The organism is Komagataeibacter diospyri (assembly GCF_006538165.1).
GTDB classification, from domain to species: domain Bacteria; phylum Pseudomonadota; class Alphaproteobacteria; order Acetobacterales; family Acetobacteraceae; genus Komagataeibacter; species Komagataeibacter diospyri.
In genome coordinates, this window is the sequence record NZ_BDLU01000053.1 from 1 (window position 1) to 22,272 (window position 22,272).

Below are 22,272 nucleotides of genomic sequence, written 5' to 3' on the forward strand. Positions count from 1 at the left end.
CTTTCACACCAGCGGCGCAGACGCCGGTGCACGTTTTTCCAGTCCCCGAAACGGGCAGGAAGGTCGCGCCATGGAATACCCGCGCGATAGCGATACAGTACCGCCTCCACGAACAGACGGTTGTCCGCCGCAGTGCCGCCGACATAGCCGTCTCGACCGGGAAGAAGATCCTTTATCCGATCCCACTGGTCATCGCGTAAACCATAGCGCCGCATCCGTCTGCCTCCCCCAAAAATCGGGGAAACAGTCAGCACATGCCGACACAAAGTACAACCCTCACGTGCAAAACTCAGGGCTTAACTGACGACACGCCGTAGGACTGAGACAGATCCTTTCAAGGAAAAGACCATGTCCAAACTGTTTACCCCCTTCAAGACAGGGGCGCTGTCGCTCGACCATCGTATCGTCATGGCCCCGCTGACACGTCTGCGGTCAGAACCCGGAGACAAAGCGGGCGCGCTGATCCGCGACTATTACACTCAGAGAACGTCGGAAGGCGGCCTTATCATTTCCGAAGCAACGCCAGTGGCCCGGGAAGGCTACGGCTATGCTGGCGCCCCCGGCATTTATGAGGATGCGCAGATCGAAGGATGGCGTGCTGTCACGGACGCCGTTCATGCGAGAGGCGGAAAAATCATCATGCAGCTCTGGCATGTTGGACGGCAGTCCCACCCAGGCCTTCAGCCAGACGGTAAAGCCCCGGTCGCGCCGTCAGCGATTCAGGCCAAGGGCGATGCCTACACCCCTGATGGACCTCGACCGTTTTCTATGCCGCGTGCCTTGGAGCTTCATGAAATTCCGGGTGTGATCGACCAGTAACGTCAAGGTGCAGCCCGCGCTAAAGCCGCCGGTTTCGATGGCGTGGAAATCCATAGTGCGAATGGTTACCTCCCGGACCAGTTTCTGCAGGATGGCACCAATCACCGCACGGATGAGTATGGCGGCCCGATCGAAAACCGCGCGCGGTTCCTGCTGGAGATCACGCAGGCTGCCATTGATGTATGGGGAAAAGAGCGCGTCGGCGTCCGGCTTAGCCCGAGTGGCATTTACGGCTCCATGTCAGACAGCAGCCCACAGGAGACCTTCGGGTGCGTCGCCGAAAAACTGAGCGATCTGGGCATTGCCTATCTGCATGTCGTCGAACCACGCATCAAGGGGACGGAACTGATCTCCGTGTCAGAGCCTGTGGCGGCGAAAAACCTGCGCCAGCATTTTCGTGGCACCCTCATTGCTGCGGGCGGCTTCACCGGTGAAAGCGCCGAAGCCATCCTTCAGGCAGGCGATGCGGATGCCGTGGCGTTCGGTAGGGCATTCATCAGCAATCCCGATCTGCCTGAACGTCTGCGCGACAACCTGCCTCTCACGCCATACGACCGCACAACCTTCTACGGCGGCGGGGCGCACGGATACACCGATTATCCACGTGCTCAGACGTCCGACTGACGATTATTCCGGCATGGAAAGACCAATAGTCCTCCATGCCGTCATCCCTGAAAAAAACCAGCGCCCCTAACATCAGGCGTCGCTTCATTCCAAAGGAAATAGCCATGTCTCTTCAGATAAAACTCGACGCTTTCAAAGCTGACTTCGAAGCGGGCAAGCCGCCTTACAATGTTCCTGCTTCGGTGATTGAAGTCATGCACCGTGCAACCGCTGAACTGATCACTTCGGGTGCAGCAGAAAACACGCTCAAAGCCGGCGACAAGGCTCCGGCTTTCACCTTGAACGACCCGGAAGGCAATCCGGTGTCCTCCGCAGATCTGCTGTCAAAAGGCCCCTTGGTCATCAGCTTCTATCGCGGTGTGTGGTGCCCCTACTGCAACATGGAGCTTCAGGCTCTTGAGGCTGCACTTCCATCTTTCCGCGAACTCGGAGCAAGCCTGATTGCCATCTCACCGCAGACGGCTGTGAACAGCCGCAAGTCGGTCCGGCAGAACAATCTTGATTTCCCGATCCTGTCGGATACGCATAATGACGTTGCCGCAGCTTTCGGTCTGAGGTTCGCATTGCCAGACTATCTCGTAGAGCTCTACAGCAATCTGAAGAACGATCTTCCGTCCTTCAACGGTGATGACAGCTGGACGCTGCCGATGCCCGGCCGTTTCGTCATTAGGCAGGATGGCGTGATCCTCTATGCCGAGGTCAATCCTGACTATACCCGACGCCCTGAGCCGGAAGACATGCTGCCAGTACTTCGAAAAACAACACAGGCTTCGACAAACTAATTCTTAGCCTTTTATTGTCCGGATATGGCCTTATCAGCTCCTGGTAGGGCCAGCCCGGTCGATACCTATCGTGGTGCCCAGCATGACGCGGCATTTTGGGTCATTAATCCAAATGGCAAGGTTCCGGCGCTTGTGGATACGGATGGTCCGGAGGGGAGTACCGCAACCCTGTTCGATTCCACGGCCATCCTTCTCTATTTGGCTGAAAAAAACAGGACACTTCATCGGAACGGCGCAGGATCGCCCCCAGATTCTGTCCTGGTTGATGTTTGTTGCAACGGGTCGTGGTCCCTTCTCGGGACAAGCCTTACATTTCCAGCATGCGGCACCAGAAGGCCTGGACTATGCGGTCCATCAATACCGTCGTGAAGCGGAGTGGCATTATCAGGTCCTGAACGATCATCTGGAAGGGCGATCTTTCATTGTCGGCGATCATTATACGATTGTGGACATATCCGCATGGGGCTGGCTGGATCGGGCAGCACGGGTCATGAAAGGTGAAGACAGGCCGCTTGAGCGCTGGCCCAATCTTAGCCGTTTCATGGACATAATGAACGCGCATCCGGCAGTGGAGCGTGCGCATACCATCATGAACAGCCACGCATTCAAGACCGTGATGGATCAAGATGCGCGGCAGGCCATGTATCCGACCAGTTTCTCCTCAGTGCCAAAAGGAACAGTGTCATAAGCGGACTTTCCGATTATACACCTCCCAAAGTCTGGACGTGGACGGCACCAAGCGGCAAAAATTCGCCAGTATGAACCGCCCGACTGCGGGTGTCACTCATGAGCAGACACTTCCTGTTGGCCAGCATTCCCTCCAACTCTATTTCCTGGGCACGCCCAATGGCGTCAAAGTCACGATCCTGCTTGAGGAACTGCTTGCTGCGGGGCACACGCAGGCCGAATATGACGCATGGCTTATTCGCATTGGCGAGGGGGATCAGTTTGGATCCGGCTATACGGACATCAATCCAAATTCCAAAATTCCAACCCTTGTCGATCATAGCGGCGATCAGCCTCTGGCCGTTTTGGAGTCCGGTTCGATCCTACTTTATCTGGCTGAAAAATTCGGTGCCTTTATTCCCAAGGATATCGCCCGTCGGACAGCGTGCCTGAATTGGCTTTTCTGGCAGGTTGGCAGCGCACTTTATATCAGTGGCGGTTTATGCACTTTGCGCGAGCAGTTAAGCGGCATTTCTGAACATGAAGCCAGCGAAGGCAACGGTGTGCGTTGCGGCGAGGGTTGAGGCGCAGCGCTCGTAGTCTTTTACGAGCCTTCTGCAGCATGTCGCCCATGCGAACAATCTCACCACGATCCATCGTCTGGGCAGCAACACAAAACCCCGCTTTGCCCGAAGCAGCCTGACTATTTCCAGGATGATATCCTGCTCTCTGGCAGCTTTCCGCCGGCTGAGGCCTGCATGCATCCGCTTCAGACGACGGTTCTCATCTTCCATGACTTTCATCTGGCTGATCAGCGAAGCATCCATCTCACCATACTTCGCACGCCATTTGTAAAACAACGCGCTGCTCATACGGTGCGCCCGGCATAGCGAGGCCACTGGCATCCTACGTTCCGTCTCACACAAAATCCCAAGGATCTGCGCTTCAGTATATCTACTTATCTTCATTCGAAATCTCCTCGTTGATCTTGACGAGAGAATTCTACTTTTGAAGCCTGTTACTTTCTGGAGGGATTACCGCTAACCGAACATGAGGCCGCTCTGTGGCCAGTCCGGTATTTCCATGTCATCTTCACCCTGATAGCGCCAGTCGCCCATTCCCCATATTTGAATAATGAAGCCAGACGGAAACCACCAGATGTATGACTGATCTACCTAGCAGTCCCGTAGATTTTGAGGATGAATTTCCCGTAGCTTCCCGGTATGGGTTCTGGGCGGGGACATAAGAAATGGTATAGGCCCCGTTCCTGTATCACAGTCTGGAACTTCTCTGCCGTGACCATTTTGCCGACATTGTCATACCATGGTGCAGGTGAGGCTGACTGCCAGTCCGTTTCAGGCAGAAATCGCATCAGGCGAGCCCGTCGGCTTCGTCGTCTGGCACGTGTCAAAACCCTGAAATGGCATAGAACACTCATGTATTGCTCAGGGGCTGTGCTGATCGGGGTTATTTCCGTGATCTTTGCCCATCTGGGAGATGCGGCAGCAGATCTGCGTTACCACATTGTGACCCTGAATGCCTGGTCCATGCTCCTGATAGCACCGCTTGGACTGGTCGTCATTACCTGGTTGACGCGCCTGCTGTTCAATGGTGCCCAAGGCTCTGGTATCCCCCAGACAATTGCAACACTTCACATGCACGATTTCATGCTGGTGGATCAGATCCTGACCTTGCGCATTGCGCTCGGCAAGATTCTAATGACCTGTCTTGGTCTCATCTGCGGCGCCTCGATCGGTCGCGAAGGGCCTAGCGTCCAGATCGGGGCGTCCATCATGCATGCGTTCTCGCGAGTTATGGGCCAGCACAAGGACGTTACCCGGCACGGCATGATCCTGGCGGGCGGTGCCGCAGGCATGGCTGCAGCTTTCAATACGCCTCTGGCAGGCGTCGTCTTCGCCATTGAGGAACTTGCCCATTCCTTTGAGCAGAAAGCATCAGGACGGACGCTGACTGTCATTATTTTTTCCGGGATTACCGCGATCGCCCTGTTAGGAAATTATACGTATTTCGGCCATACCAGCGTTGTCGTCCCGGTGGGGCGCGCATGGCTGGCCGTTCTGGCCTGCGGCGTGAGTGGCGGTCTTGCTGGTGGTCTCTTTGGCCGCCTGGTCATCCGGCTCTCGAAAGGCCTGCCAGGGCTCCTGGGCCCATTTTCTGCCCGCTTTCCACTCGGGTTTGCCGCCTTGTGTGGCCTGCTTCTGGCCCTTATTGGATTGGCCTCCGATGGCGCGACCTATGGTACAGGCTATCTTCAGGCGCGAGGAATCATTGATGGCAGCCTGCATTATCCGGCTTCCTTCTTTCTCCTGAAATACCTTTCCATGCTCATTACCTTTTGTTCAGGCATTCCTGGCGGTATGTTTGCGCCCTCTCTCGCCATCGGAGCCGGAATGGGCGGGTGGATTGAACAGTTTCTGCCTCATACTGCCCCAGGCGGCGTCGTCCTTCTCGGTATGGCGGCATATTTCTGCGGTGTCGCACAGTCACCGCTTACCGCCACGATCATAGTCATGGAAATATGTGATAACCAGCAGGTCACGCTAGCGCTTCTTGCGACCGCGTTTCTGGCGTTCGGGGTGTCACGTATGGTCTGCCCTCATCCGCTTTATTCTGCCCTTGCTGCCGGATTCATGGAGAAAACGGAGCGGAAGATAGGTCAAGAAAGGACGACGTCAAGACAGGGCGCAGATGTCCCCTGAAGCTGGATCCCGGTCGCAGGTGCAGTGTCCCGATCCGGAGAATCATCAGTCCACGAAAGAAGACTTTATGCTGCAGCAGGTGCTGAACCCGCAACTACAACCGGAACATACCGGGACTGCAGTCTGGTGTTCCTGGCATCAGCGTCAGTCGTGATCGGGCTTGCAGCCGGTGCAATCTGTGGAACCTTTCGCCTGTTTCTTCAATGGCTGGAAACCGCGCGAACGGATCTGACTCTTCGGTTTGTGCATGGTTCCCCATGGGAGGGTTGCATTCTGGTCGTCGGGGTCGCATTGGCGACCTTTGTGGCAGCGGAAATGGTGCGCCGCTGGCGTCAGGCAGTGGCATTCTCCATGTCGAGGCCGTGCAGGATGCCCGACGCCAGATCTGGCAGGATCTGCCTGCCTTTCCTGCTCTGGGGGCGCTGAATGCCTGGCTGGAAGCCCGCTGCCTGGACTGCTGGGAACGGCTGCAGCATATCGAACTGGCCCGGAGCATCGCCGAGGTCCATGCCAGCGAGCGTCCTCACCTCACTGCTGGTTGTCGTCGCCGGACGTTTGTCATCCCGCTTTCTGATATGACCGTGCCTTATGGGCGGCATACCATGCGCCTGACAGACCTTCACCATTATGTGGCCCATGCCCTGGGTGGGTCTGCAGGCGAAAGAATGGCAGAACGCCTGCGTTGCCCGGTCAGCGCAGACACTCTGATCCGCAGGCTCCTTTCCAGAATGTCAGGGAAGCCCTCTGCGCGGTCTCCCCGTGTTCTGGGTGTGGATGACTGGGCCTGGCGTCGCGGGCATCATTACGGCACCATCCTGGTCGATCTGGAAAAAAATGATGTGGTCAACCTGCTGCCAGACCGGCAGGCGGATACCCTTGCTGCATGGCTTGTGCAAAATCCCGGTATTGAGATCATTGCCAGAGACCGGGCTGGAGCATACGCAGATGCCTGTTGCAGAGGCGCACCATCGACCGTTCAGGTCACAGACAGATGGCATCTGCTCAGAAACCTCTCGGATGCCTTTGTGGCAGTTGTGGACCGGTATGCCCGTACAGCCACGCAGATCACGCAGAAACTCTGTCAGTCAGCCTCCACGGATACCGGGATGCGTGCCCAGCCATCATACCTGCAAAAAGCACAGGCGCCCACACGGAATGCGAGCCAGGCCGCACAGTCAAAGCGTGAAACCCGATTCAATGAAGCCCTTGCCCTGAAAGCCGAAGGGCATGACCTTCAGGCCATAGCTGACATGATCGGTGTCGAGCGCAAGACCCTGCGGCGCTGGTTCAGGCTGGGGCACGCCCCGACATGGAAGCGTACCACGACAAAGCCCGGTATCCTCGCGCCTTATACGGATTATCTGGACAGGCGATGGCATGAAGGATGCCATACCGCCACGACATTGTGGCGGGAGCTGGTCAGTCAGGGCTTTACCGGGAAATATGGGATTGTATGGAAATGGTTGACGATACGACAGGCTGCGTCTCCACAAATGCAAAATCTGCTCTGCAGGAAATCAGAGGATAACCTCAGGTTTTTACTGAAAGCAGGAAGGGATACGCTGCTCTCCCGTCTGGTTCCAGCCCTTGAACGGGATGCCGCAGCCATTCAGGCTTCTCTTGTGACATCGTGGACAACCAGCCCTGTCAAGGGGCAGATCAGTCGATTGAAAATGATAAAGCGCACCATGTTCGGGAGAGCAGGCTTCGAACTCCTCAGGGCACGTGTACTTCCAATCTCATAGCGCAAAAATCACCACACACATTGCGGAAGAGCCCACAAAACCCGGGGCAATTCACCCAGCTGGCACCTCAATAATATGATCATCCATTCCGACTTCCAGGGGCGCGAACCGGGTTCCCGCATACTGCGGCGAGAACTCTCATACGTTGTGAATACGTGCCCATTTCCCGCATCTCTTGGTACGCAAAAGCCACGTAACGTGGCCTTCAAGGAAAGGCCGGGATTTCAGGTGGTAAATGATGAGTCCGTTGTGATCGATGGACGTAGCTTTTCGAACCGGATCATGATCCGATAGCACGACCGTCATGGACGTCGCGTGACGCGGCAAGCCAAGCACCCGGAGACAAGCTCAGCTTCGGCCTGCGGCCGACGTAAAGCGTGAGCACGATCAGGCGGTTCGCACGCGTTCATGATCCGTAGCAGGCTTTCAGGAACTGGTTCACGCACAACATCATTGAACCGGGTGCGCAACCCTTGCTGCACCCAATATTCGAACGGATCAGGATCCCCCGCGAAAGGCATATCGTCTGTCATGGGTTCTGCAGTCCGTCGCTCACTGCCTCTCCTAACGGTAAACAACCCATTTCGTTCCACGTCTGAACAGGACGTGTATCAGGGCTGATATGCTGTTTCAGCATGGTAGATTGCAGTTCGCGTCTGACCTGCAACAGTAAGGAACCGAGCCCTCTAATGACCGGCTCCGGCCGACATCGATGAAACATGGCGACTTCTACCCAGCACCCGGGCGGCCCGTTCGCTCCGGAGCATCTTTTCCGCATGGGTCATGACTGCCGGCGCGTCCCTGATCATGGTCCGCAGGCGGGCATCGATCTCGACCAGACGTGCACCATGCGACCGCTCGGCATGCCGCGCCTGGGTTTTCAGAACGATCTCCCTTCCGTAAGGCCGACCTTCCTTTGCGAGCGTCTCCTGCATACGCCCAAGTGCAATCAGCTCTCGGATCCTGGCATCCCGGGCCTTGCGGGTTCGGGCAACCAGATCAGTGCCCAATGATTTATATGGTTTATGCGCCATTTTCTTTGCCACATAATCCCACAGATCGTCACTGGTGATGGGCGTCATATCCCCGAGCGCCCTCTGGTTCCGGACCGCCTCGAACGTCGCGCCATCGGAGATCATGGTCCATGTTGTGCCACGCGCCCGGCTTTCGGCGACGTATGAGGTAAATCCCGTCGCCAGTTCCGTGCCGCGCGGCATGGCGTTGATGTGCTCATCTGAAGTAAGCCCCTGTGCAGCATCAATCGTCATGGCATGTCCGAACCCCAGCATTACCCGACCAGTCTTCGCATCACGAAACCGCCGCCATTCAACATCAGCAACAAGCCCGTCCTTCGTGCGGACGCGAAGCCCCGCATCGCCATGGGCCAGAACTTCCACCACATCGCCGTTATTTCCGACTGTGCCGCCCTTTCCATCCACGCTGCCCCATGTCCGACGATACAGCCGAAGCCGGTCGCCCGTAGCGATCGCGAGATCATAGGTTTCGCCGCGCTGATCAATAGCCTGCACGGTGATTTCATGCGTCGAGATCTCGCCGCGCTCCTGCAGGATTTTACGGACTGCACGACTCAGATCCGCAGCATCCTGATTGGTCAGCGCCGACATGCTGATCGTCTTGGCCCGGCCTCGCTGCGGCCCGGCTCCCTCGGCCACCAGTGCATCGCGACGCGTGACATACAGTCGGGCAATATCCTGCAGGACTTCCTCATGATCGCCGCCGACCAGACGGATCGTGCCATCCGCCCGTTTCATATCGATCGCATCCCGCACTTCCTTCAGATGAAACCTGTTACGGACGTCATCATCATTTTCCTCATCCGTATGCGCGTTGGCCGCAGCCCCCCTGAACTCGTGGGCTTCCAGATCGCTCTCTTCGGGCTCCGCGCCACGAAACAGATCAGCAATCTGGCGATTTCTCGCTGATAGCTGCCGGACACTGGACAGAAGCTCCGGCATGTCTTCCGGGTCCAGGACCCGACGCAGCATCTCGATGGAGTCCCCAGCCTCGATATTCTGCGCCTGCTCATGGTCACCCAGCGCCTTGATCGTGCAGCCGGTATCGCGCTGCAACTGTAACAGACGAAGCATCTGGCGCGGACCGACCTGGCCGACCTCGTCAATCACCAGCACCGTATTCCGGTCCACATCGACGTCACCGCGCTCCAGCCGCGCCAGGAAAGGCAGCATCGCGCTCGTGTCAAAGATGCGAGCCTCACGTAATGCGTCCGCCTGACGCCAGGCATTGGCAATTCCGAGAACCCTGCGACCGTTCTTGTCATAACGCGTATCATGTTTCCACGCATCGACCAGCGGAGACAGGAGGGCCGTCTTCCCGGAGCCCGCGACGCCGGTGAGCATGGAGAGCGCACCGCCCCGGCCAAGAGCGTAAATCGCAGCCTTCTGCGTCTTTCCATGTTCGCTTGCGAAGTCGAGCGGCGATCGTCCGATCGCTTCTGTGATCTGGCGGTCCGACAGCGCCCCGCTTCGGTCTCCTGAAGCACGAGCCGCCTGAATCGCGAGATTTTCTTCAATGACGATCTGCGCGGAATTCGTCACCCTCAGCCTGTCGCCGCGCATTTCCTGAATCAGCGAGACCCGTTCCCCGCCGAGTTCAAGACCACGCTGTTCAATAAGGGCCACGACATGATCAATGTCCTTCACGCCGCCTTCAATACCGGTGCCGATCAGACCCCGGGCCGCATACGTTCTGAGCTTGTCGTGATCGATCACGGCGGCTGTTTCAAACTCCCTCGCGAGATGGCGCACAGCGAAACGGCAGGCAATATCGTATCGCTGTTCCCTGGTGCCCGCAGGCGCTACTGGCGCGCCAAGCAGACTTTTTTCCTCCCAGCCAAGACGCCTGGCCTGTTCTCGCCATATCTCATGGTCGCTTGTGCCTTCGTTCTTGTCCAGCCGGGCTGCCAGGCCGGCCATGGACAGGATGCGGCGCTTGCGTTCGATCGGCATGTGCGCCCAGTCCGCTCCTTCCGCCGCGGCGTACTCCTTGGCCGCCCTGATAACGTTCCGTCGTCCCTTGCTGAAGAAATCCGATATATCCGGCGGCACGGCCGAGATGACCGTCGCCTGCTCGTTCGCGTCGTATCGCTGGGCAATGCCGATCCGGCGCAGTTCATCAGCGAGCTGCGCCTGAAAGTATGCCCCGAATTCATGAACGCGCGATCGCAGCCGCTTCGTGTCAAGCGACCCCACATGCCCCTTTTCCGTGACCACGACATTGAACAGGGCGTTATGGATATGGGCATGGGGATCGCCGCCTGCGGGCGTGTCGATCAGATAGGTCTGGCCCGTCCCCGCGTCCCGCGCCTCAACCGTCGGGCGCGCGGTGTCATGCCGGAATGACACCCAGGCGACCTCGCCCGGGTCGGCACCATCTTCGCCCCCATGACCGCGCCGTGCGAAGCCGATTTCCCGCGCGACATAGAGCATGGTGGCGTCGTTTGCCCGATCAATGGCATGCCAGATGGCTGCCCTCTCGGCCTCGGTCGGGGCGAACTCGGCCGCGAGAGTCACCGACTTGTGTGGCGCCAGGGTCAGATCATAGGCACTGATCTTCCGGGAGTTCCTTGACCAGTCCTCGCCATTATCGGCCCTTTTTGCTTCAAACAGGCGATTGAGTTGCGCGTTCTTCGGTGGTGTCTTCGGATCAATGCCAAGAGCCGCCGCAATCTTGGGTTGCATGTCCGGTCGCCACGAGGCCCGCCCGTCGCGACCGGTGTAATAGCCCGTCAGTCGGCCGCCGTCCGCGTCAGGCACTTTTCCGGGCTGGGTACGGAAATCGTGCTCTGGATCTGGCAGTTCCTGCGTGAAGTAGGCAGTGATCAGCCGACCGCTGCTCTCAGCCGAGATTTTCCGGAATGTCATCATCAGGCGTCGGCCTGATCTTCCAGCTGAACGGAGCGCGGCGTCCGGCCTTCCTGAATGTCGAGTATCCTGCCGGTTGTGAGATCGATGCGCCTGAGAAGCGGACTCTGACCTGCGACCAGCGTCACCAGCCGACCAAGGATCTCATCGAGCGTGGGACCATCGGACGTTTCCGGAGACAGGATCTCAATGATCAGGGAAAGCTTGTCTTCGATTACCCGCAGCCGTTCCCGGATGTCACCGTCCCGGCTTGCAGCTGTGTCGGACCTCCCGGCTGTCTCGCTCATCGTCATCACCTCCCGTGTCAGAAACACGGGAAGCGTGACGCGGAATCATGCGACTGTTCAGGCCTTCTTTGTATCGGCCCCGGCGAGGGCATCCTTGACGGCCTTGGCCGGCGCGAAAGCCAGCTTACGCGAGGCCGGAATCTGCATCTCGGCGCCGGTCGCGGGGTTGCGACCCATACGAGCGGCGGTGTGCCGGACGGTGAATTTGCCAAAACCGGGCAGCGATACCTCGTCACCGGCTTCTGCAGCCTGAATGATAGAGGCTATGACGGTCTCAAGAGCGATCTTCGCATCGGCCTTCGTGCCACCCGTGGCTTCGGCAATACGGTCAATCAGATCGGTACTTTTCATCAGCGCTGTCTCTTTCGATCAAGGGAACATGGAGAAATGGAATCACGACCACGCCGGGTTTATGGTTTCTCCGGAGCGGGCACGATGACGCTGCGGGACAGATCCACCCCGATGCGAATGGCGTCATCAAGCTGGCGACCGATACCACTCTGAAGAACAGGGGAGCAATACATCGCCCCGTCGATTTTACGGCACATGCTCCAGACCGACCCGATCAGGTTCATGGCATGAACCAGTCCTTCCACGTCGTGACGGTCGAGATCGCGAATGAATTGGCAAGGGTCGACCTCTTCGACGTAGGGCTCATGTCCCGGCATCACAAAAACCATGTGAGGACCAGGCTGCGAAAGGCGCCGGGGCAGATCCATCTGGGCACCAGTGATCGTGGGTGGCTCTGCACCTGCAGGATCTCCACCGGGGACATAGCCGCCGGTTCGGCTGATCTGTGGCATCACTTCCCCAGTAATCCAGCGCCGAACCCGTCTGGCAACTGGCTTTCGAGAAATGAACGTCAGGTGGTTGGCGCCGCTTTCACTGACAAAGAGCTGGTCCTGCATTCCTCCTGCCGTCACTACGCTGATACGGCAGTATTCATCGTCATCGAGCCGTCTGACGGTCGCAGAGGGATTACTGAGGCCCAGGATGGAGCAAATCTCCCGGGCCGAAATCCAGCGCCTTCCAGTGACTTCCCGCACTGAGATCCGGGTTTCTTCGAATGTCAGATAATCCCGTTCGTTCTTATGCAGAACAGGCTGAACCGGATCACTGACCGGCTTTCCGGATCGCAGCCTCCTGGGCGCGGTGTCAGGCATATCATGTCTCCCCTGTTCCTGGGAAAACCATGCGCTGGCAACATGCGACCCGTTATGGAAGACGTGCCCGGTAGCATCCCCGTCACCTGCAGGGGTCTAAGCATTGCTTACACCCTTTCGCGTCCGCCCATCCCTGGCGGCGAAGCCGCCCGCACCAACGGTGCAATGGTGTATGAGGACCCCCAAATCAAAGGGAGCGGTTGGGGAGCGCTTGCCGGAGCGACAGGGGAGCGATATAGGAGCGGAAGGGGAGCGATCCAATGAGAAAAAATCACCCTCCACATACCCTCGGAACATGGGAAACGGGAGCTTTGGCCATGGCTGATCTGGATGTCCGGGGGCGCCTTCGCGAATGCGCGATTGCTATGGCGACCGAGGCGGCAGCGGGTTCTGTACTCCGCTGGCTCACCGAGCATCATGACGCTGTTGTCGCGACCCGGCCGCGTGGTGGTTCATGGAAGCCCGTCATCGCCATCATGCGCGAAGACGGGCTCAATATCTCAGCCGACCACTCCGGCCTGAGGAAGGTACGAAAGCTCTGGGTGCAGGTCCAGGCCTCCCGTAAAAAACATGCGGGGGAGCAGATTGCGCCGGTAGAAGCCGATCCCCCCGTCCACAATACCCATCCGAGCCGGCTGCCGCAGGACTGGAAGCCAGACCTTATCGATGATGGCCAGAAAAACCTCCCTCACCTCCCCGATGCATCAACTGTACCCGCACCAATAGTGCCCGCCGAAAAAAGCGCGCAGGTCGCATCATTGCCCACGACAGTGGCAGGGTGCTCGGGTAGCGAGACAACCGGGGAGAAGAGCTTTCCCATTGGTCGTGCCCGGGCTGAGGCCATCAAGCGGGATCTTCTTGCGCGACTGAAGCGGAAGGAGCCCGGTTTTCATCGGGAGTAAGGCATGGCATCCGCCACGATCACAGACGCCGCAGACCCAACGGTGCTGGTGACACGCCCAACCCTGCTCGTCGCAATCGGGCGCCAGCGGGTGGGAAAGACGACCTTCCTCAAATCGCTGGCCGAGATTACCACGCAGCAGGGAGGCAAGCCGGAGATCTGGAACACGGATTCCATGAACCGGTCGCATACGCTTTCGTCGCTTGGTCCGCACGTGCTGGAAGCAGACAGTACTTCACCAGCCGGGCAGGCAGCATGGCTGGAAACACAAATCGAAAGACTGGTTGAATCCCGCCGTGATGCCATTCTTGACATTGGGGGCGGATGGACAGCGATGCACGAACTGATCCGTTCATCTCCCCTTGTGGCGGCGCTGGATGAACTCGGGGTCTCGCTTGTGACGATCTTCATGGTCGGTATGGAGAATGCGGACATCGACTATCTGCAGGACCTTCAGGAGCAGCATGACTTCCTGCCGCCCCGCACCGCTATTGTCATAAATGAAGGCCTGCTTCCCGTCGGAATCGACACACCTCAGGCGGTAAGCCAGATCCTCGAAAACGAAACGGTAATCAACGCTTTGGACCGAGGAGCCGCACACGGTGTGTTCCCTGCAATCAACGGGCTCAAGAAAATCGCGGATCGTGGGCAGTCGTTCATGGATTTTGCTGCAAACAGGCCGGTTCCCGGACAGCCGAAAAGCTCGGTCTTCGACAGGCTACGGGTCAATCGCTGGCTCAAACGGGACGTGCCCCTCTTCCTGCGCGACCTCGGACCGGACTATCTGCCCCGGATGCCAAAGGGGCTGCCCGACGTGGTTATGGAGAATGTCTGATGGTAGCCCAGGGCGACATCGAGGCGGCAGACCGTGAATTCGCCGCGCGAATGGAGAACCTGCGCCGGGTCGCCGCCCAGTGGGTCGAGCGTCCGATCGCGCCCGAAGTCGAAGTGCTTTCGGCGCTGGTCGCAGCGATGGACCAGATCGGCACCCTCTGCATTGAAGCCAGGCGGGCCTCCATCCGCTCCGTTGCAGAGAGCAGGCTGGTGGCCGAACAGCAGCGCGAAACCCTGGCGCAGGATACAATCGCCATCCGCGGCTACCTCAGGGACGGAATTGAAGCGGTGCACACGCTGCGCACCATCAACGAAAAACTGGTCGAGAAGAAACTCCTCGCGATCACCGCGGATATGACGAAAGGATTAAGGGGCGCCATCGAGAGCCAGGCCACGGCCATGACCAGACGGTACAACCTGCAGACGGCCTTTCGCATCCTGGGATACAGTTCCATCGTCCTGATAGCGGGATTTGCGCTCGGACGGATGCCCTGAGCGTATCCACAACGGACACGCTCAGGGCCGGAACCGAAACGCCGTACCAAGTACTGACACAGGTCGCATGATGCTGGCCGATCCTGTCCGCCTCGCAACAGGAGGCCAAGGTGATCCGGCTCCCCTTTCCATGCCGCCGCATGGCGCAAGCGACCGTGGTCCTTGTAACGTGCGGCTTCGTCATGCCCTCCATCGGGCGGCCACAGACAGTAAATGTACCCGGCGGGCTCCCGACACATGTCAACGCGACCTATCAGGAACCGGGTCTCGGTGGCTGGACCCCGGACACGACGGGTACAGCCCAGACCACCAGCGGGAGCGGCGCGCTCACCCAGACAGCGACAGCAGGTACGTCCGACAGCGATGCGCTTGAGACCCTATACCAGCAGTCATGGGGCTATGCGGCAGCCCGGAACGCCGAGGCGCTGGGCGTCAATCCGTCAGCGCTCGCCGCGACCTGCGTGGTCGAATCCGGCTGCCAGAACCTCTACACGGCCGGAAACGGCAGCACGATCACCGGCGCGTTCCAGATGAGCAACGGAACTTACAGCCAGACCCTTGGAGAGGCACTGGCAGCAGACCCCTCGCTGGCCTCATTCCTCACCAGTGGCACGGCGGGCCAGCAGGACCCGGCGACACAGGCGATGGCTGCGGCGCAGTATCTCAAGGATGCTGCGACCAGTCTGCAGCAGAGCGGCATCAGTAACCCGACAGCCCTTGATGCCCGCGCCTATTACAACTTTGGCCCGAGCGCGGGCGCGGAAATCGCGACGGCCGACGACACCAGTCTCATGTCTTCGTACATATCGAGCGCGGCAATGTCGGGGAACAATATCAGTTCAACCACCACGGTCGGCCAATGGCGCGCGGCAGTCGCAGCGAAAATGGGCAGTGCCGCGTCCAGTTCGATCCTGACCGGCTGACGAGGAGGCCAGCATGAGGCTTTCCCAACGGGCCGCGATCCTTGCGGCCATCACCTGCAGCATCAGCCATCCGGCCTTCGCGCTGCACAGAACCCCGGTACGTGCGCTCGACGGGTACAGATGCATGGCCCTTGATGCGCCGGAGCGGGTCATGATGGATTTCGGGCATCCGATCCCGCTGCAGAGCGAACCACGGGACGATGCCCCGAGCATTGCTCCTGCGCTGGCAGTATTGCCCGTCGCCACGGATGCACCGCCTACGAACGGCTACGTCCGGAGCATGAACCTCTCATTGCGTCCCGGCTGGGTCTCGACAAGATGGCTGAAACCCTACGGCGCGGTCCATCCCGGCATGACCTGCACGCCCTACGTCATGAATGATGGCAAGCTTGGCTTCGTGTTCGGAAGGGCGACACAGTAGGTTTCTCATCTCCACAGTCCGGCAGGCCGCGTGACCGACATTGGTCTTCCCGGAAGCGGAACGAGGAATGCCGCTGCCCGCCGGGAGGGCCGCGAGGCACCCGGGTCAAGCCTGAGGGCATGCCCCTGAGGTGAGCCGGGTTGCCCGGATCGCGGGGCATCGCCCTGCGGTCCGGGCGGCCCTGTTCACTGAAAGGGGCGTGTCCTCACCGCGCGAAGCGCGGCGCGCAGCGGGCTTGAGGCGGGTGCCTCGCGGCAGCATGCTGGTGTCAGGGCATTTTTTTCCAGCACGATGGCGGCTCCGGACACCAGAAGCAGGAACCCGGTTTCCGGGCTCCTGCGGCGTGGGCTTTCAAGGCGTTGGATCGTCGGGCCACCAGGGGTCGGGAGCGTCCGCGATCTCGCGCGCTTTTGCTTCGGCTGCGGCCCTTGCGGCCCTGATCGCCTCCCGCCATGCGTCGATGCCGTGATCGGCAATAAAGTCATGGGCGCCGTCATCTTCGGGGTGCGGCATTTCCGGGCCATGATAAAAAGGATTGCGATGCCAGACATCCCGGTCCGTCAGGACCCATGCGTGGTCGGGCGCAGCACGCGAAAGCGCAAGGGCCTCGTCGCGGTCTGCCATGGATTCATATTCGCTCATGCGGGTCGATCCTTGCGGAAAGGTGCCTTGCCGTGGGTGGCCGGACCCGCCGTGGGTCCGGCCGGGCCGGTCAGAAACCAAGGGCGTCCATCTCGGCGGCTGCGGCCCGCTGGTCGATGGTGCGGGCGTTGCTGGCCGTGTAGGGCTTCCACGGGGTGCCGATCATGTCCTCGTAGGCGGCAAGGACTCCGCGGGCGGACGCGACCAGAGCGGCGGCCTTGATCCCCTGCTCGGCTGCGAAGCGGCGGGCGTTGGCCGCCCTGTTTTCCAGCCCGTCGACGCCCATCCGGTCCTCTTCGCGATACTCGTTGAACTGTGAGGACAGTTCGCTGGCCTGCGCGCGCTTGGCGTCATAGAACTGGGCAGCTCCGAACGCGGACGCGACAGCAGCCCCGGCCATGCGCTGGAGGTGCATTTCCAGCCCCTTGTCGTTCTGCTCGCCGTTCCATGTGGTCACGACCAGCACGGGCGAGAGGCTGCGGGCGATGACGGTGAAAGCCTGCCGGGCCGTTTCCGCGAGGGCGTCGGCGTCGAAGTCCTCAAGGCCGAAATGGGAAACGATCTTGGTGATCTGGTCGGGAACGGGGATCAGGGCTTCGGCGGCCTCGATGGTGATGACGGGCGCGCGCCGGGCCGCGTCCTCGAAACGGCGGGCGGCGGGGGCCTTCTGACCCGATTTTGCCTTGCCGGCGGCTTTCTTCTCTTGCGCGGAAGCGAGGGCGGCGGTCATTGTGCTGGTAGCGTTGGACATGAAACCTAACCTTTCTGTCTGGCGTCAGCCCTGTCCGGTGTTCCAGCATCGGGCGGGGCGTCTGTGGCGGGAACCATTTCCCTCTCCACAAATAAAGAATAGTACAGACAGAATATAAATACAATAAAAAAGACAATATATTATCAGTAAACATTAGTTTACTACTGTTTTTATTCTCTTTATTTCCTTATGCCCATTTTCCTAACTGAATAATTATCAGGTATTTCATAAGTATTCATCCTGAAGAACCCCAGGCGAGCGGTCGAACCGTTGCGCGAAAGCGTGGAGACCCCGCAGGGGGCTCCAGTGAGGTTAGCGGCGCAGCCGCTTAGCGAACCAGAGAGAGAGAACCCCGAAGGGGCCGCCCCTGATTTTCTTTTTTCCTGTTGAACAGCGATGTTTCCCGGACCGGGCCTTTCAGGAAAGGAAACCGTCTCCAGATGCCCTGGGCTTACGCCGCGTTTTGCGGGCATGCGCTGCAGGGACATAGATCCCGTTCATCTGTGACCCGCGACATTACTTCAGATACTCTTGATGAAACCGGAAGGCGTGCCTTCGGCAGGATCGACAAACACCACGTCATCCGGTGCACGGCGCGGTGTGTCGATGGCAAGAAAAATGACAGGATCACGCAGGATACGCGGCACTGCATGCACCGCACGCCGCGGAAAGACCAGCAGGTGCCCGGGGACAAACGGCGCTTCCTCAGCCGGATCATCAATCCAGAATGTCCCTTCTCCCGAAAGGACATGGAGGACTTCATCACACTGGGTATGATAATGCGGCGGCACGTCCCGATAGATCCGGAACACCCTGATACTGGCTTCAGGCCTGTCGGTCAGATAGGTATCCAGCAGCATCGTATCCGCGGTCTGCGGGAACGCCGCGGCAATCCTGTTGAGATCGAACCGTCCACCGGTACGGTTCATGGTCATCAGATGCTCTTCATCAGTCATGAGGCCTGTTCTCCGCCCATGTTCCACACCATGTCTCGACGAGCGCCTTCATGGTCTTCTCCATTTCAGCCAGGAAAACCTTCGAGCACGATCTTGCCTTTTGCCTGACCGCCCTCGATCAGGGCATGGGCCTGCCGCAGGTTCGCCGCGGTGATCAGGCCGAGGTTCCTGCCAAGCGTGGTGCGGATACGCCCGTCATCCACGAGGCGTGAGACTTCGTTGAGAATCTCGCCCTGCCTGCCCATATCGGCTGTGCCGAACAGCGGGCGGGTGAACATCAGTTCCCAGTGCAGCGACAGGCTTTTCTTCTTCAGCGGCAGGGCGTCGAGCGCGGCCGGGTCATCAATCAGACCGAAATGCCCCTGGGGCGCGATCAGTTCGACAATCTCTGGCATATGCCGATCGGTCTGTGTCGTGGAAAAGACGAAGCCGGGCGCACCGGTCGGAAGGGCCGCGACCTGCGCGGCAAGAGGCCTGCTGTGATCCACCACATGGTGTGCTCCGAGGGATGTCACCCAGTCGCGCGTTTCTGGCCGGGAGGCGGTGGCGATGACCGTGACATCGGTCAGGACCCGGGCCAGCTGGATGGCGATGGAGCTGACCCCGCCAGCGCCGCCGATAATCAGCACGGCTGGCCTCACGCCGGGGACTGACCGACGGATATCCAGGCGATCGAACAGCATCTCCCAGGCGGTGATCGCTGTCAGCGGCAGGGCCATGGCTTCAGCCCAGTTCAGGGAACGGGGCTTACGGCCGACAATCCGCTCGTCGACCAGGTGGAATTCGGCATCGGTTCCCGGGCGATCGAGCGCGCCTGCGTAGAAAACCTCATCCCCGATGGCAAAATCCATGACTTCAGGTCCGGTGCCGACAACGATCCCGGCGGCGTCCCAGCCCAGGACCCGCCACTGACCCGCGTCCGGCGCGGCGCTGCGACGGACTTTTGTATCGACCGGATTGACCGACACAGCCCTGATTTCCACCAGAAGATCCCGCCCTGAAGGGACCGGCTTCGGCAGATCGATATCCTGGAGCGAAGCCGGATTGTCGATCGGGAGAGGCGTCTGGTAACCGACGGCGCGCATGATGTCTGCTCCTGTGTTGATGAAGGAGAACAGTGAGCATTATGCTGGGTTCGGACAAGAACGCACTTTTAACGCCCATAGTATCGGAAATGATACCGTCATGGCCCGTATCCGGCATAAATCACTTGATTGCAGTCCCGGCTGTGCCGTTGAAGCGACGCTTCAGCTGATCGACGGGAAATGGAAAGGGGTGATCCTCTACCACCTGCTTGAGGGAACCCTGCGCTTTAACGAAATCCGCAGGCGCCTGCCCAACATCACCCAGCGCATGCTGACAGCGCAGCTCCGCGAACTGGAGCAGGACGGGTTTGTCCTGCGAACGGTTTACGCCGAGGTGCCCCCGAAGGTGGAATACAGCCTGACGCCGCGGGGACGGACCCTGGAGCCGGTCATCATGGCCCTCAAGAAATGGGGGGACGAGAATACCGGGTTCAGGCGGGATCCTGAATCCCCTGCGAAACTGGACGAGCCTGCCGCCGATTGTCCGGTCTCCTGCGTTCAGGCTGGCGGTTGAGCGGGCACTATTGGTGATCCGCATCCACGTTGCGGACATGCACCCGGACTCTCACCCGGAACATACGCGGTTCCCGGTATTTCCCATCCCAGTCGCATGACGGACAGATATACGGGACACGCTATCGGGCCATGGAACCACAGGGGGAGACTGCGTGGCAAGACTTCGACGTCATCGCGTGAAGCCTCCCGGCAGCTGCCGACTGACGGCCCATGAGGCGCAGGTCTGGCGGTCCTTTCGCGCCGCTATCCAAGGCGAGAAAGGAGAGAGCGCCGTAGCCCACATGCTCGACCGGAGCGGCCTGGCTGTGCTGCACGACGCCATACTGCCGGCGGGTGAAGGCAGGACGACCCAGATTGACCATCTGTTCCTCAGCCCGCGGGGCATCCATGTCGTGGAGACAAAGCGGTATGGCGGCAAACTGACCGGACACCCGGAAGATGAACGGTGGCGGCAGCGTTTTGCAGGCGAGGCACCCGACGCCCCGCCCCGGCTGATTTATAGCCCGGTGATGCAGAATGCCGCCCATTGCCGGGCCGTCTACGCGCTGGCCCGCCTCGTGGACCCGACCATTCAGGTCTTCAGCCACGTCGTGATGACGGGAACTGCGGTCCTGTCACCGGCGCTTGTCGCCTGCACCCTTTCCCTTTCCAAGTTGGAAACCCTGCTGCACGATCTTGAGCGCAACGTGCCGCGGGGCACACTGATTGACGCATGGCGGCGCATCGGGCTTGCCTGCCATGCCAGCGGGCATCAGTAAGCGGCCTCTCTGTCGAGAAAACCCAGCAGTTCCGCGATTTCCCCGGTTGAAAGCATGCGCCCACGACAGGCCTCGCTATCGCGGGGAAAATCGAGCGGCTCACCACCATGGTCACGGTTGCCGGCACTGATCCAGAGTACCCGCTCCGGCTCCTCGGGATCATAATCGACGCGAACCCCGAGGCCATCTCCAAGGTCGATGAAATCGGAGAACAGATCATCCTCACACCGAAGCGGAAGCGTGCCGATTTCCACACCGACCCACCTGTCGGGAAATCTGGCCCGAACGAGATCGGTAATCTGGCGCGTATGGGGCCTGAGATCCGTCGGGTCCCGGACGGGCGGCGGTGGCTCCAGAGGCTGCAGGAAACCCGCCTCGTCATCATCCCAGTCATCGGGCTCAATCGGCGGCATTGGCTTTTTCGCCATAAATCAGACGTCCTTCGACCAAAAGAAAAGCAATTAAAGACCGACGCGTCGGACAGGGACAACCTGTCTGATGCAATGCCCTGACGCTCGTGTGAAGCCGATTATATCGCAGCTGTGTGACTGCGTGCGTATTGTATCGAAACGCGGTCCTGTCCGGTTATCCATAAGCTCGCCAACATATGTCTGGGCCGCACCCGGCCATGCAAGAGCAGGTCGCCGTCCTGCGCCGCCCGCGCCCGATTACCCCTTTCCTGCATTCTCAATCCGGACTGCATCCAATTCCTGATCCGCAAGATTCCAGCGATCACGAAACTTGAGAGGCCAATTCAAAAGTTAATAAATATTATAATTTTATTTTATTTTTGTATTAAAAATCAAATGTTATATTTAATTTATTATATATTTATCTAATTATAATTAAAAAAATGATATCTGAAATTACTCCATCTCCCAAAGCCCCTCCTTTGGAACAGCATAATCTCCATCTTTTATAACAGGACGCCACCCGGATGCTGGATAAAACATCTTTAGATCTAATATACGATACATATCATCTGAAATCCGCTCGATAGATATTTCTCCATCTGCGTAATACGTGTATTTCCCTCCCATACCAGCAGGAGCCCTTTCGTTAATTAATTCAATATCCCATTCAGATACAATACCAACCACTTCCTGAAGAGGAGCCCTAAATTCTATCTCGAAATCACGTGATATTTTGCATAAGCAAGGTACAAACTTCTGATCAATAGTCATTTCTGATATAAAATTATCTGGGAATGATATTCTTAATTTCAATTCAACTCTCCAAATCCAAAAAAAATGACAATCATTCTACGAATTGACTTCATGGA

The 22,272-nt window shown here is 58.8% G+C and carries 23 protein-coding genes and 4 pseudogenes; 14 read left to right on the plus strand and 13 right to left on the minus strand.

The window, feature by feature from the left end:
• On the minus strand, nucleotides 1-215 hold a 215-nt coding region (locus MSKU9_RS11755), incomplete at its 3' end, for a transposase (protein WP_141261622.1).
• A 133-nt stretch (nucleotides 216-348) separates the two neighbouring features.
• Here MSKU9_RS11755 and MSKU9_RS11760 point away from each other — a divergent pair.
• The 5 genes and pseudogenes from MSKU9_RS11760 to MSKU9_RS11775 all read left to right on the plus strand — a co-directional run bounded on the left by MSKU9_RS11760 (nucleotide 349) and on the right by MSKU9_RS11775 (nucleotide 3,475).
• A pseudogene (locus MSKU9_RS11760) lies at nucleotides 349-1,443 on the plus strand (alkene reductase).
• 104 nt (nucleotides 1,444-1,547) lie between these two features.
• The gene (locus MSKU9_RS11765) at nucleotides 1,548-2,225 is read left to right on the plus strand and encodes a peroxiredoxin-like family protein (protein WP_141261623.1); all 678 of its coding nucleotides are present in this window, start codon (nucleotides 1,548-1,550) and stop codon (nucleotides 2,223-2,225) included.
• A gap of 24 nt (nucleotides 2,226-2,249) precedes the next feature.
• Nucleotides 2,250-2,594, plus strand: a complete 345-nt coding sequence (locus MSKU9_RS18935; RefSeq protein ID WP_370685927.1) for a glutathione S-transferase N-terminal domain-containing protein — start codon at nucleotides 2,250-2,252, stop codon at nucleotides 2,592-2,594.
• Nucleotides 2,491-2,913, plus strand: coding sequence for a glutathione S-transferase C-terminal domain-containing protein (locus MSKU9_RS11770; protein ID WP_370685928.1), 423 nt, complete (start codon nucleotides 2,491-2,493; stop codon nucleotides 2,911-2,913). The genes MSKU9_RS18935 and MSKU9_RS11770 overlap by 104 nt, the downstream gene beginning before the upstream one ends.
• Nucleotides 2,914-2,950: 37 nt before the next feature.
• On the plus strand, nucleotides 2,951-3,475 hold the full coding sequence (locus MSKU9_RS11775) for a hypothetical protein (protein ID WP_456305980.1): 525 nt from the start codon (nucleotides 2,951-2,953) through the stop codon (nucleotides 3,473-3,475).
• On the opposite strand, the pseudogene MSKU9_RS11780 reads toward MSKU9_RS11775, so the two are convergent.
• Nucleotides 3,413-3,652, minus strand: a pseudogene (locus MSKU9_RS11780) (IS5/IS1182 family transposase); the annotation flags it as partial. The gene MSKU9_RS11775 and the pseudogene MSKU9_RS11780 sit on opposite strands and share 63 nt — an antisense overlap.
• Nucleotides 3,638-3,859 (minus strand): annotated as a pseudogene (locus MSKU9_RS11785) (transposase); the annotation flags it as partial. The pseudogenes MSKU9_RS11780 and MSKU9_RS11785, both read right to left, overlap by 15 nt.
• A gap of 468 nt (nucleotides 3,860-4,327) precedes the next feature.
• On the opposite strand from MSKU9_RS11785, the gene MSKU9_RS11790 reads away from it, so the two are divergent.
• Entirely contained in the window at nucleotides 4,328-5,611 is a 1,284-nt protein-coding gene (locus MSKU9_RS11790) for a chloride channel protein (RefSeq protein ID WP_141261656.1), read from the plus strand.
• A gap of 356 nt (nucleotides 5,612-5,967) precedes the next feature.
• A pseudogene (locus MSKU9_RS11800) lies at nucleotides 5,968-7,356 on the plus strand (ISL3 family transposase); the annotation flags it as partial.
• A 686-nt stretch (nucleotides 7,357-8,042) separates the two neighbouring features.
• Here the strand turns inward: MSKU9_RS11800 and mobF are convergent.
• From mobF to MSKU9_RS11820, 4 genes are read right to left on the minus strand one after another with little or no spacing between them, the layout of a single operon-like run.
• Nucleotides 8,043-11,261 carry a MobF family relaxase gene (gene mobF, locus MSKU9_RS11805; RefSeq protein WP_141261624.1) on the minus strand — a complete coding sequence of 1,073 codons (3,219 nt, stop codon included), beginning with the start codon at nucleotides 11,259-11,261 and terminating at the stop codon, nucleotides 8,043-8,045.
• Nucleotides 11,261-11,551, minus strand: coding sequence for a hypothetical protein (locus MSKU9_RS11810; protein WP_141261625.1), 291 nt, complete (start codon nucleotides 11,549-11,551; stop codon nucleotides 11,261-11,263). Before MSKU9_RS11810 ends, mobF begins: the two co-directional genes overlap by 1 nt.
• Before the next feature lie 51 nt (nucleotides 11,552-11,602).
• Complete coding sequence (locus tag MSKU9_RS11815; protein ID WP_039734189.1) at nucleotides 11,603-11,896, minus strand: HU family DNA-binding protein; 294 nt, start codon at nucleotides 11,894-11,896, stop codon at nucleotides 11,603-11,605.
• Nucleotides 11,897-11,955: 59 nt separating this feature from the next.
• Nucleotides 11,956-12,708, minus strand: a complete 753-nt coding sequence (locus MSKU9_RS11820) for a BRO-N domain-containing protein (protein WP_193557696.1) — start codon at nucleotides 12,706-12,708, stop codon at nucleotides 11,956-11,958.
• Between the two features lie 317 nt (nucleotides 12,709-13,025).
• On the opposite strand from MSKU9_RS11820, the gene MSKU9_RS11825 reads away from it, so the two are divergent.
• From MSKU9_RS11825 to MSKU9_RS11845, 5 genes are all read left to right on the plus strand, one after another.
• Nucleotides 13,026-13,610, plus strand: coding sequence for a hypothetical protein (locus tag MSKU9_RS11825; RefSeq protein WP_162853815.1), 585 nt, complete (start codon nucleotides 13,026-13,028; stop codon nucleotides 13,608-13,610).
• 3 nt (nucleotides 13,611-13,613) lie between these two features.
• Nucleotides 13,614-14,444, plus strand: a complete 831-nt coding sequence (locus tag MSKU9_RS11830; RefSeq protein ID WP_141261626.1) for an FAD-binding oxidoreductase — start codon at nucleotides 13,614-13,616, stop codon at nucleotides 14,442-14,444.
• Nucleotides 14,444-14,938 carry a hypothetical protein gene (locus tag MSKU9_RS11835; RefSeq protein ID WP_039733634.1) on the plus strand — a complete coding sequence of 165 codons (495 nt, stop codon included), beginning with the start codon at nucleotides 14,444-14,446 and terminating at the stop codon, nucleotides 14,936-14,938. Before MSKU9_RS11830 ends, MSKU9_RS11835 begins: the two co-directional genes overlap by 1 nt.
• A gap of 110 nt (nucleotides 14,939-15,048) precedes the next feature.
• Nucleotides 15,049-15,861 carry a hypothetical protein gene (locus MSKU9_RS11840; protein ID WP_141261627.1) on the plus strand — a complete coding sequence of 271 codons (813 nt, stop codon included), beginning with the start codon at nucleotides 15,049-15,051 and terminating at the stop codon, nucleotides 15,859-15,861.
• Between the two features lie 13 nt (nucleotides 15,862-15,874).
• Nucleotides 15,875-16,282 (plus strand): hypothetical protein, encoded by a 408-nt coding sequence (locus tag MSKU9_RS11845; RefSeq protein ID WP_141261628.1) that lies wholly within the window; start codon nucleotides 15,875-15,877, stop codon nucleotides 16,280-16,282.
• Nucleotides 16,283-16,633: 351 nt separating this feature from the next.
• Here the strand turns inward: MSKU9_RS11845 and MSKU9_RS11850 are convergent, their stop codons facing one another.
• The 4 genes from MSKU9_RS11850 to MSKU9_RS11865 form a co-directional block, all read right to left on the minus strand.
• Nucleotides 16,634-16,924 (minus strand): hypothetical protein, encoded by a 291-nt coding sequence (locus MSKU9_RS11850; protein ID WP_141261629.1) that lies wholly within the window; start codon nucleotides 16,922-16,924, stop codon nucleotides 16,634-16,636.
• Between the two features lie 70 nt (nucleotides 16,925-16,994).
• Nucleotides 16,995-17,675, minus strand: a complete 681-nt coding sequence (locus MSKU9_RS11855) for a hypothetical protein (RefSeq protein WP_141261630.1) — start codon at nucleotides 17,673-17,675, stop codon at nucleotides 16,995-16,997.
• 521 nt (nucleotides 17,676-18,196) lie between these two features.
• The gene (locus MSKU9_RS11860) at nucleotides 18,197-18,631 is read right to left on the minus strand and encodes a cupin domain-containing protein (protein ID WP_141261631.1); all 435 of its coding nucleotides are present in this window, start codon (nucleotides 18,629-18,631) and stop codon (nucleotides 18,197-18,199) included.
• A gap of 65 nt (nucleotides 18,632-18,696) precedes the next feature.
• Nucleotides 18,697-19,716 carry a zinc-binding alcohol dehydrogenase family protein gene (locus tag MSKU9_RS11865; protein ID WP_141261632.1) on the minus strand — a complete coding sequence of 340 codons (1,020 nt, stop codon included), beginning with the start codon at nucleotides 19,714-19,716 and terminating at the stop codon, nucleotides 18,697-18,699.
• Between the two features lie 100 nt (nucleotides 19,717-19,816).
• Here MSKU9_RS11865 and MSKU9_RS11870 point away from each other — a divergent pair, with 100 nt between their 5' ends.
• Together MSKU9_RS11870 and MSKU9_RS11875 are read left to right on the plus strand one after the other, a co-directional pair.
• Nucleotides 19,817-20,230, plus strand: coding sequence for a winged helix-turn-helix transcriptional regulator (locus tag MSKU9_RS11870; protein ID WP_171791124.1), 414 nt, complete (start codon nucleotides 19,817-19,819; stop codon nucleotides 20,228-20,230).
• A gap of 154 nt (nucleotides 20,231-20,384) precedes the next feature.
• Entirely contained in the window at nucleotides 20,385-20,990 is a 606-nt protein-coding gene (locus tag MSKU9_RS11875; RefSeq protein ID WP_227002481.1) for a nuclease-related domain-containing protein, read from the plus strand.
• Here the strand turns inward: MSKU9_RS11875 and MSKU9_RS11880 are convergent.
• Both MSKU9_RS11880 and MSKU9_RS11885 read right to left on the minus strand, forming a co-directional pair.
• The gene (locus MSKU9_RS11880; RefSeq protein WP_227002482.1) at nucleotides 20,984-21,403 is read right to left on the minus strand and encodes a hypothetical protein; all 420 of its coding nucleotides are present in this window, start codon (nucleotides 21,401-21,403) and stop codon (nucleotides 20,984-20,986) included. The genes MSKU9_RS11875 and MSKU9_RS11880 overlap by 7 nt on opposite strands.
• A 453-nt stretch (nucleotides 21,404-21,856) precedes the next feature.
• On the minus strand, nucleotides 21,857-22,216 hold the full coding sequence (locus tag MSKU9_RS11885; RefSeq protein WP_141261634.1) for a hypothetical protein: 360 nt from the start codon (nucleotides 22,214-22,216) through the stop codon (nucleotides 21,857-21,859).
• Nucleotides 22,217-22,272: the final 56 nt, after the last annotated feature.

What these genes read in the sequence shown, in the direction of transcription:
- MSKU9_RS11765 (WP_141261623.1), top strand. Translation starts at nt 1,548, where the DNA reads ATGTCTCTTCAGATAAAACTCGACGCTTTCAAAGCTGACTTCGAAGCG.
- MSKU9_RS18935 (WP_370685927.1), top strand. Translation starts at nt 2,250, where the DNA reads ATGGCCTTATCAGCTCCTGGTAGGGCCAGCCCGGTCGATACCTATCGT.
- MSKU9_RS11770 (WP_370685928.1), top strand. Translation starts at nt 2,491, where the DNA reads ATGTTTGTTGCAACGGGTCGTGGTCCCTTCTCGGGACAAGCCTTACAT.
- MSKU9_RS11790 (WP_141261656.1), top strand. Translation starts at nt 4,328, where the DNA reads ATGTATTGCTCAGGGGCTGTGCTGATCGGGGTTATTTCCGTGATCTTT.
- mobF (WP_141261624.1), bottom strand. Translation starts at nt 11,261, where the DNA reads ATGATGACATTCCGGAAAATCTCGGCTGAGAGCAGCGGTCGGCTGATC.
- MSKU9_RS11810 (WP_141261625.1), bottom strand. Translation starts at nt 11,551, where the DNA reads ATGACGATGAGCGAGACAGCCGGGAGGTCCGACACAGCTGCAAGCCGG.
- MSKU9_RS11815 (WP_039734189.1), bottom strand. Translation starts at nt 11,896, where the DNA reads ATGAAAAGTACCGATCTGATTGACCGTATTGCCGAAGCCACGGGTGGC.
- MSKU9_RS11820 (WP_193557696.1), bottom strand. Translation starts at nt 12,708, where the DNA reads ATGCCTGACACCGCGCCCAGGAGGCTGCGATCCGGAAAGCCGGTCAGT.
- MSKU9_RS11825 (WP_162853815.1), top strand. Translation starts at nt 13,026, where the DNA reads ATGGCTGATCTGGATGTCCGGGGGCGCCTTCGCGAATGCGCGATTGCT.
- MSKU9_RS11830 (WP_141261626.1), top strand. Translation starts at nt 13,614, where the DNA reads ATGGCATCCGCCACGATCACAGACGCCGCAGACCCAACGGTGCTGGTG.
- MSKU9_RS11835 (WP_039733634.1), top strand. Translation starts at nt 14,444, where the DNA reads ATGGTAGCCCAGGGCGACATCGAGGCGGCAGACCGTGAATTCGCCGCG.
- MSKU9_RS11845 (WP_141261628.1), top strand. Translation starts at nt 15,875, where the DNA reads ATGAGGCTTTCCCAACGGGCCGCGATCCTTGCGGCCATCACCTGCAGC.
- MSKU9_RS11850 (WP_141261629.1), bottom strand. Translation starts at nt 16,924, where the DNA reads ATGAGCGAATATGAATCCATGGCAGACCGCGACGAGGCCCTTGCGCTT.
- MSKU9_RS11855 (WP_141261630.1), bottom strand. Translation starts at nt 17,675, where the DNA reads ATGTCCAACGCTACCAGCACAATGACCGCCGCCCTCGCTTCCGCGCAA.
- MSKU9_RS11860 (WP_141261631.1), bottom strand. Translation starts at nt 18,631, where the DNA reads ATGACTGATGAAGAGCATCTGATGACCATGAACCGTACCGGTGGACGG.
- MSKU9_RS11865 (WP_141261632.1), bottom strand. Translation starts at nt 19,716, where the DNA reads ATGCGCGCCGTCGGTTACCAGACGCCTCTCCCGATCGACAATCCGGCT.
- MSKU9_RS11870 (WP_171791124.1), top strand. Translation starts at nt 19,817, where the DNA reads ATGGCCCGTATCCGGCATAAATCACTTGATTGCAGTCCCGGCTGTGCC.
- MSKU9_RS11880 (WP_227002482.1), bottom strand. Translation starts at nt 21,403, where the DNA reads ATGCCGCCGATTGAGCCCGATGACTGGGATGATGACGAGGCGGGTTTC.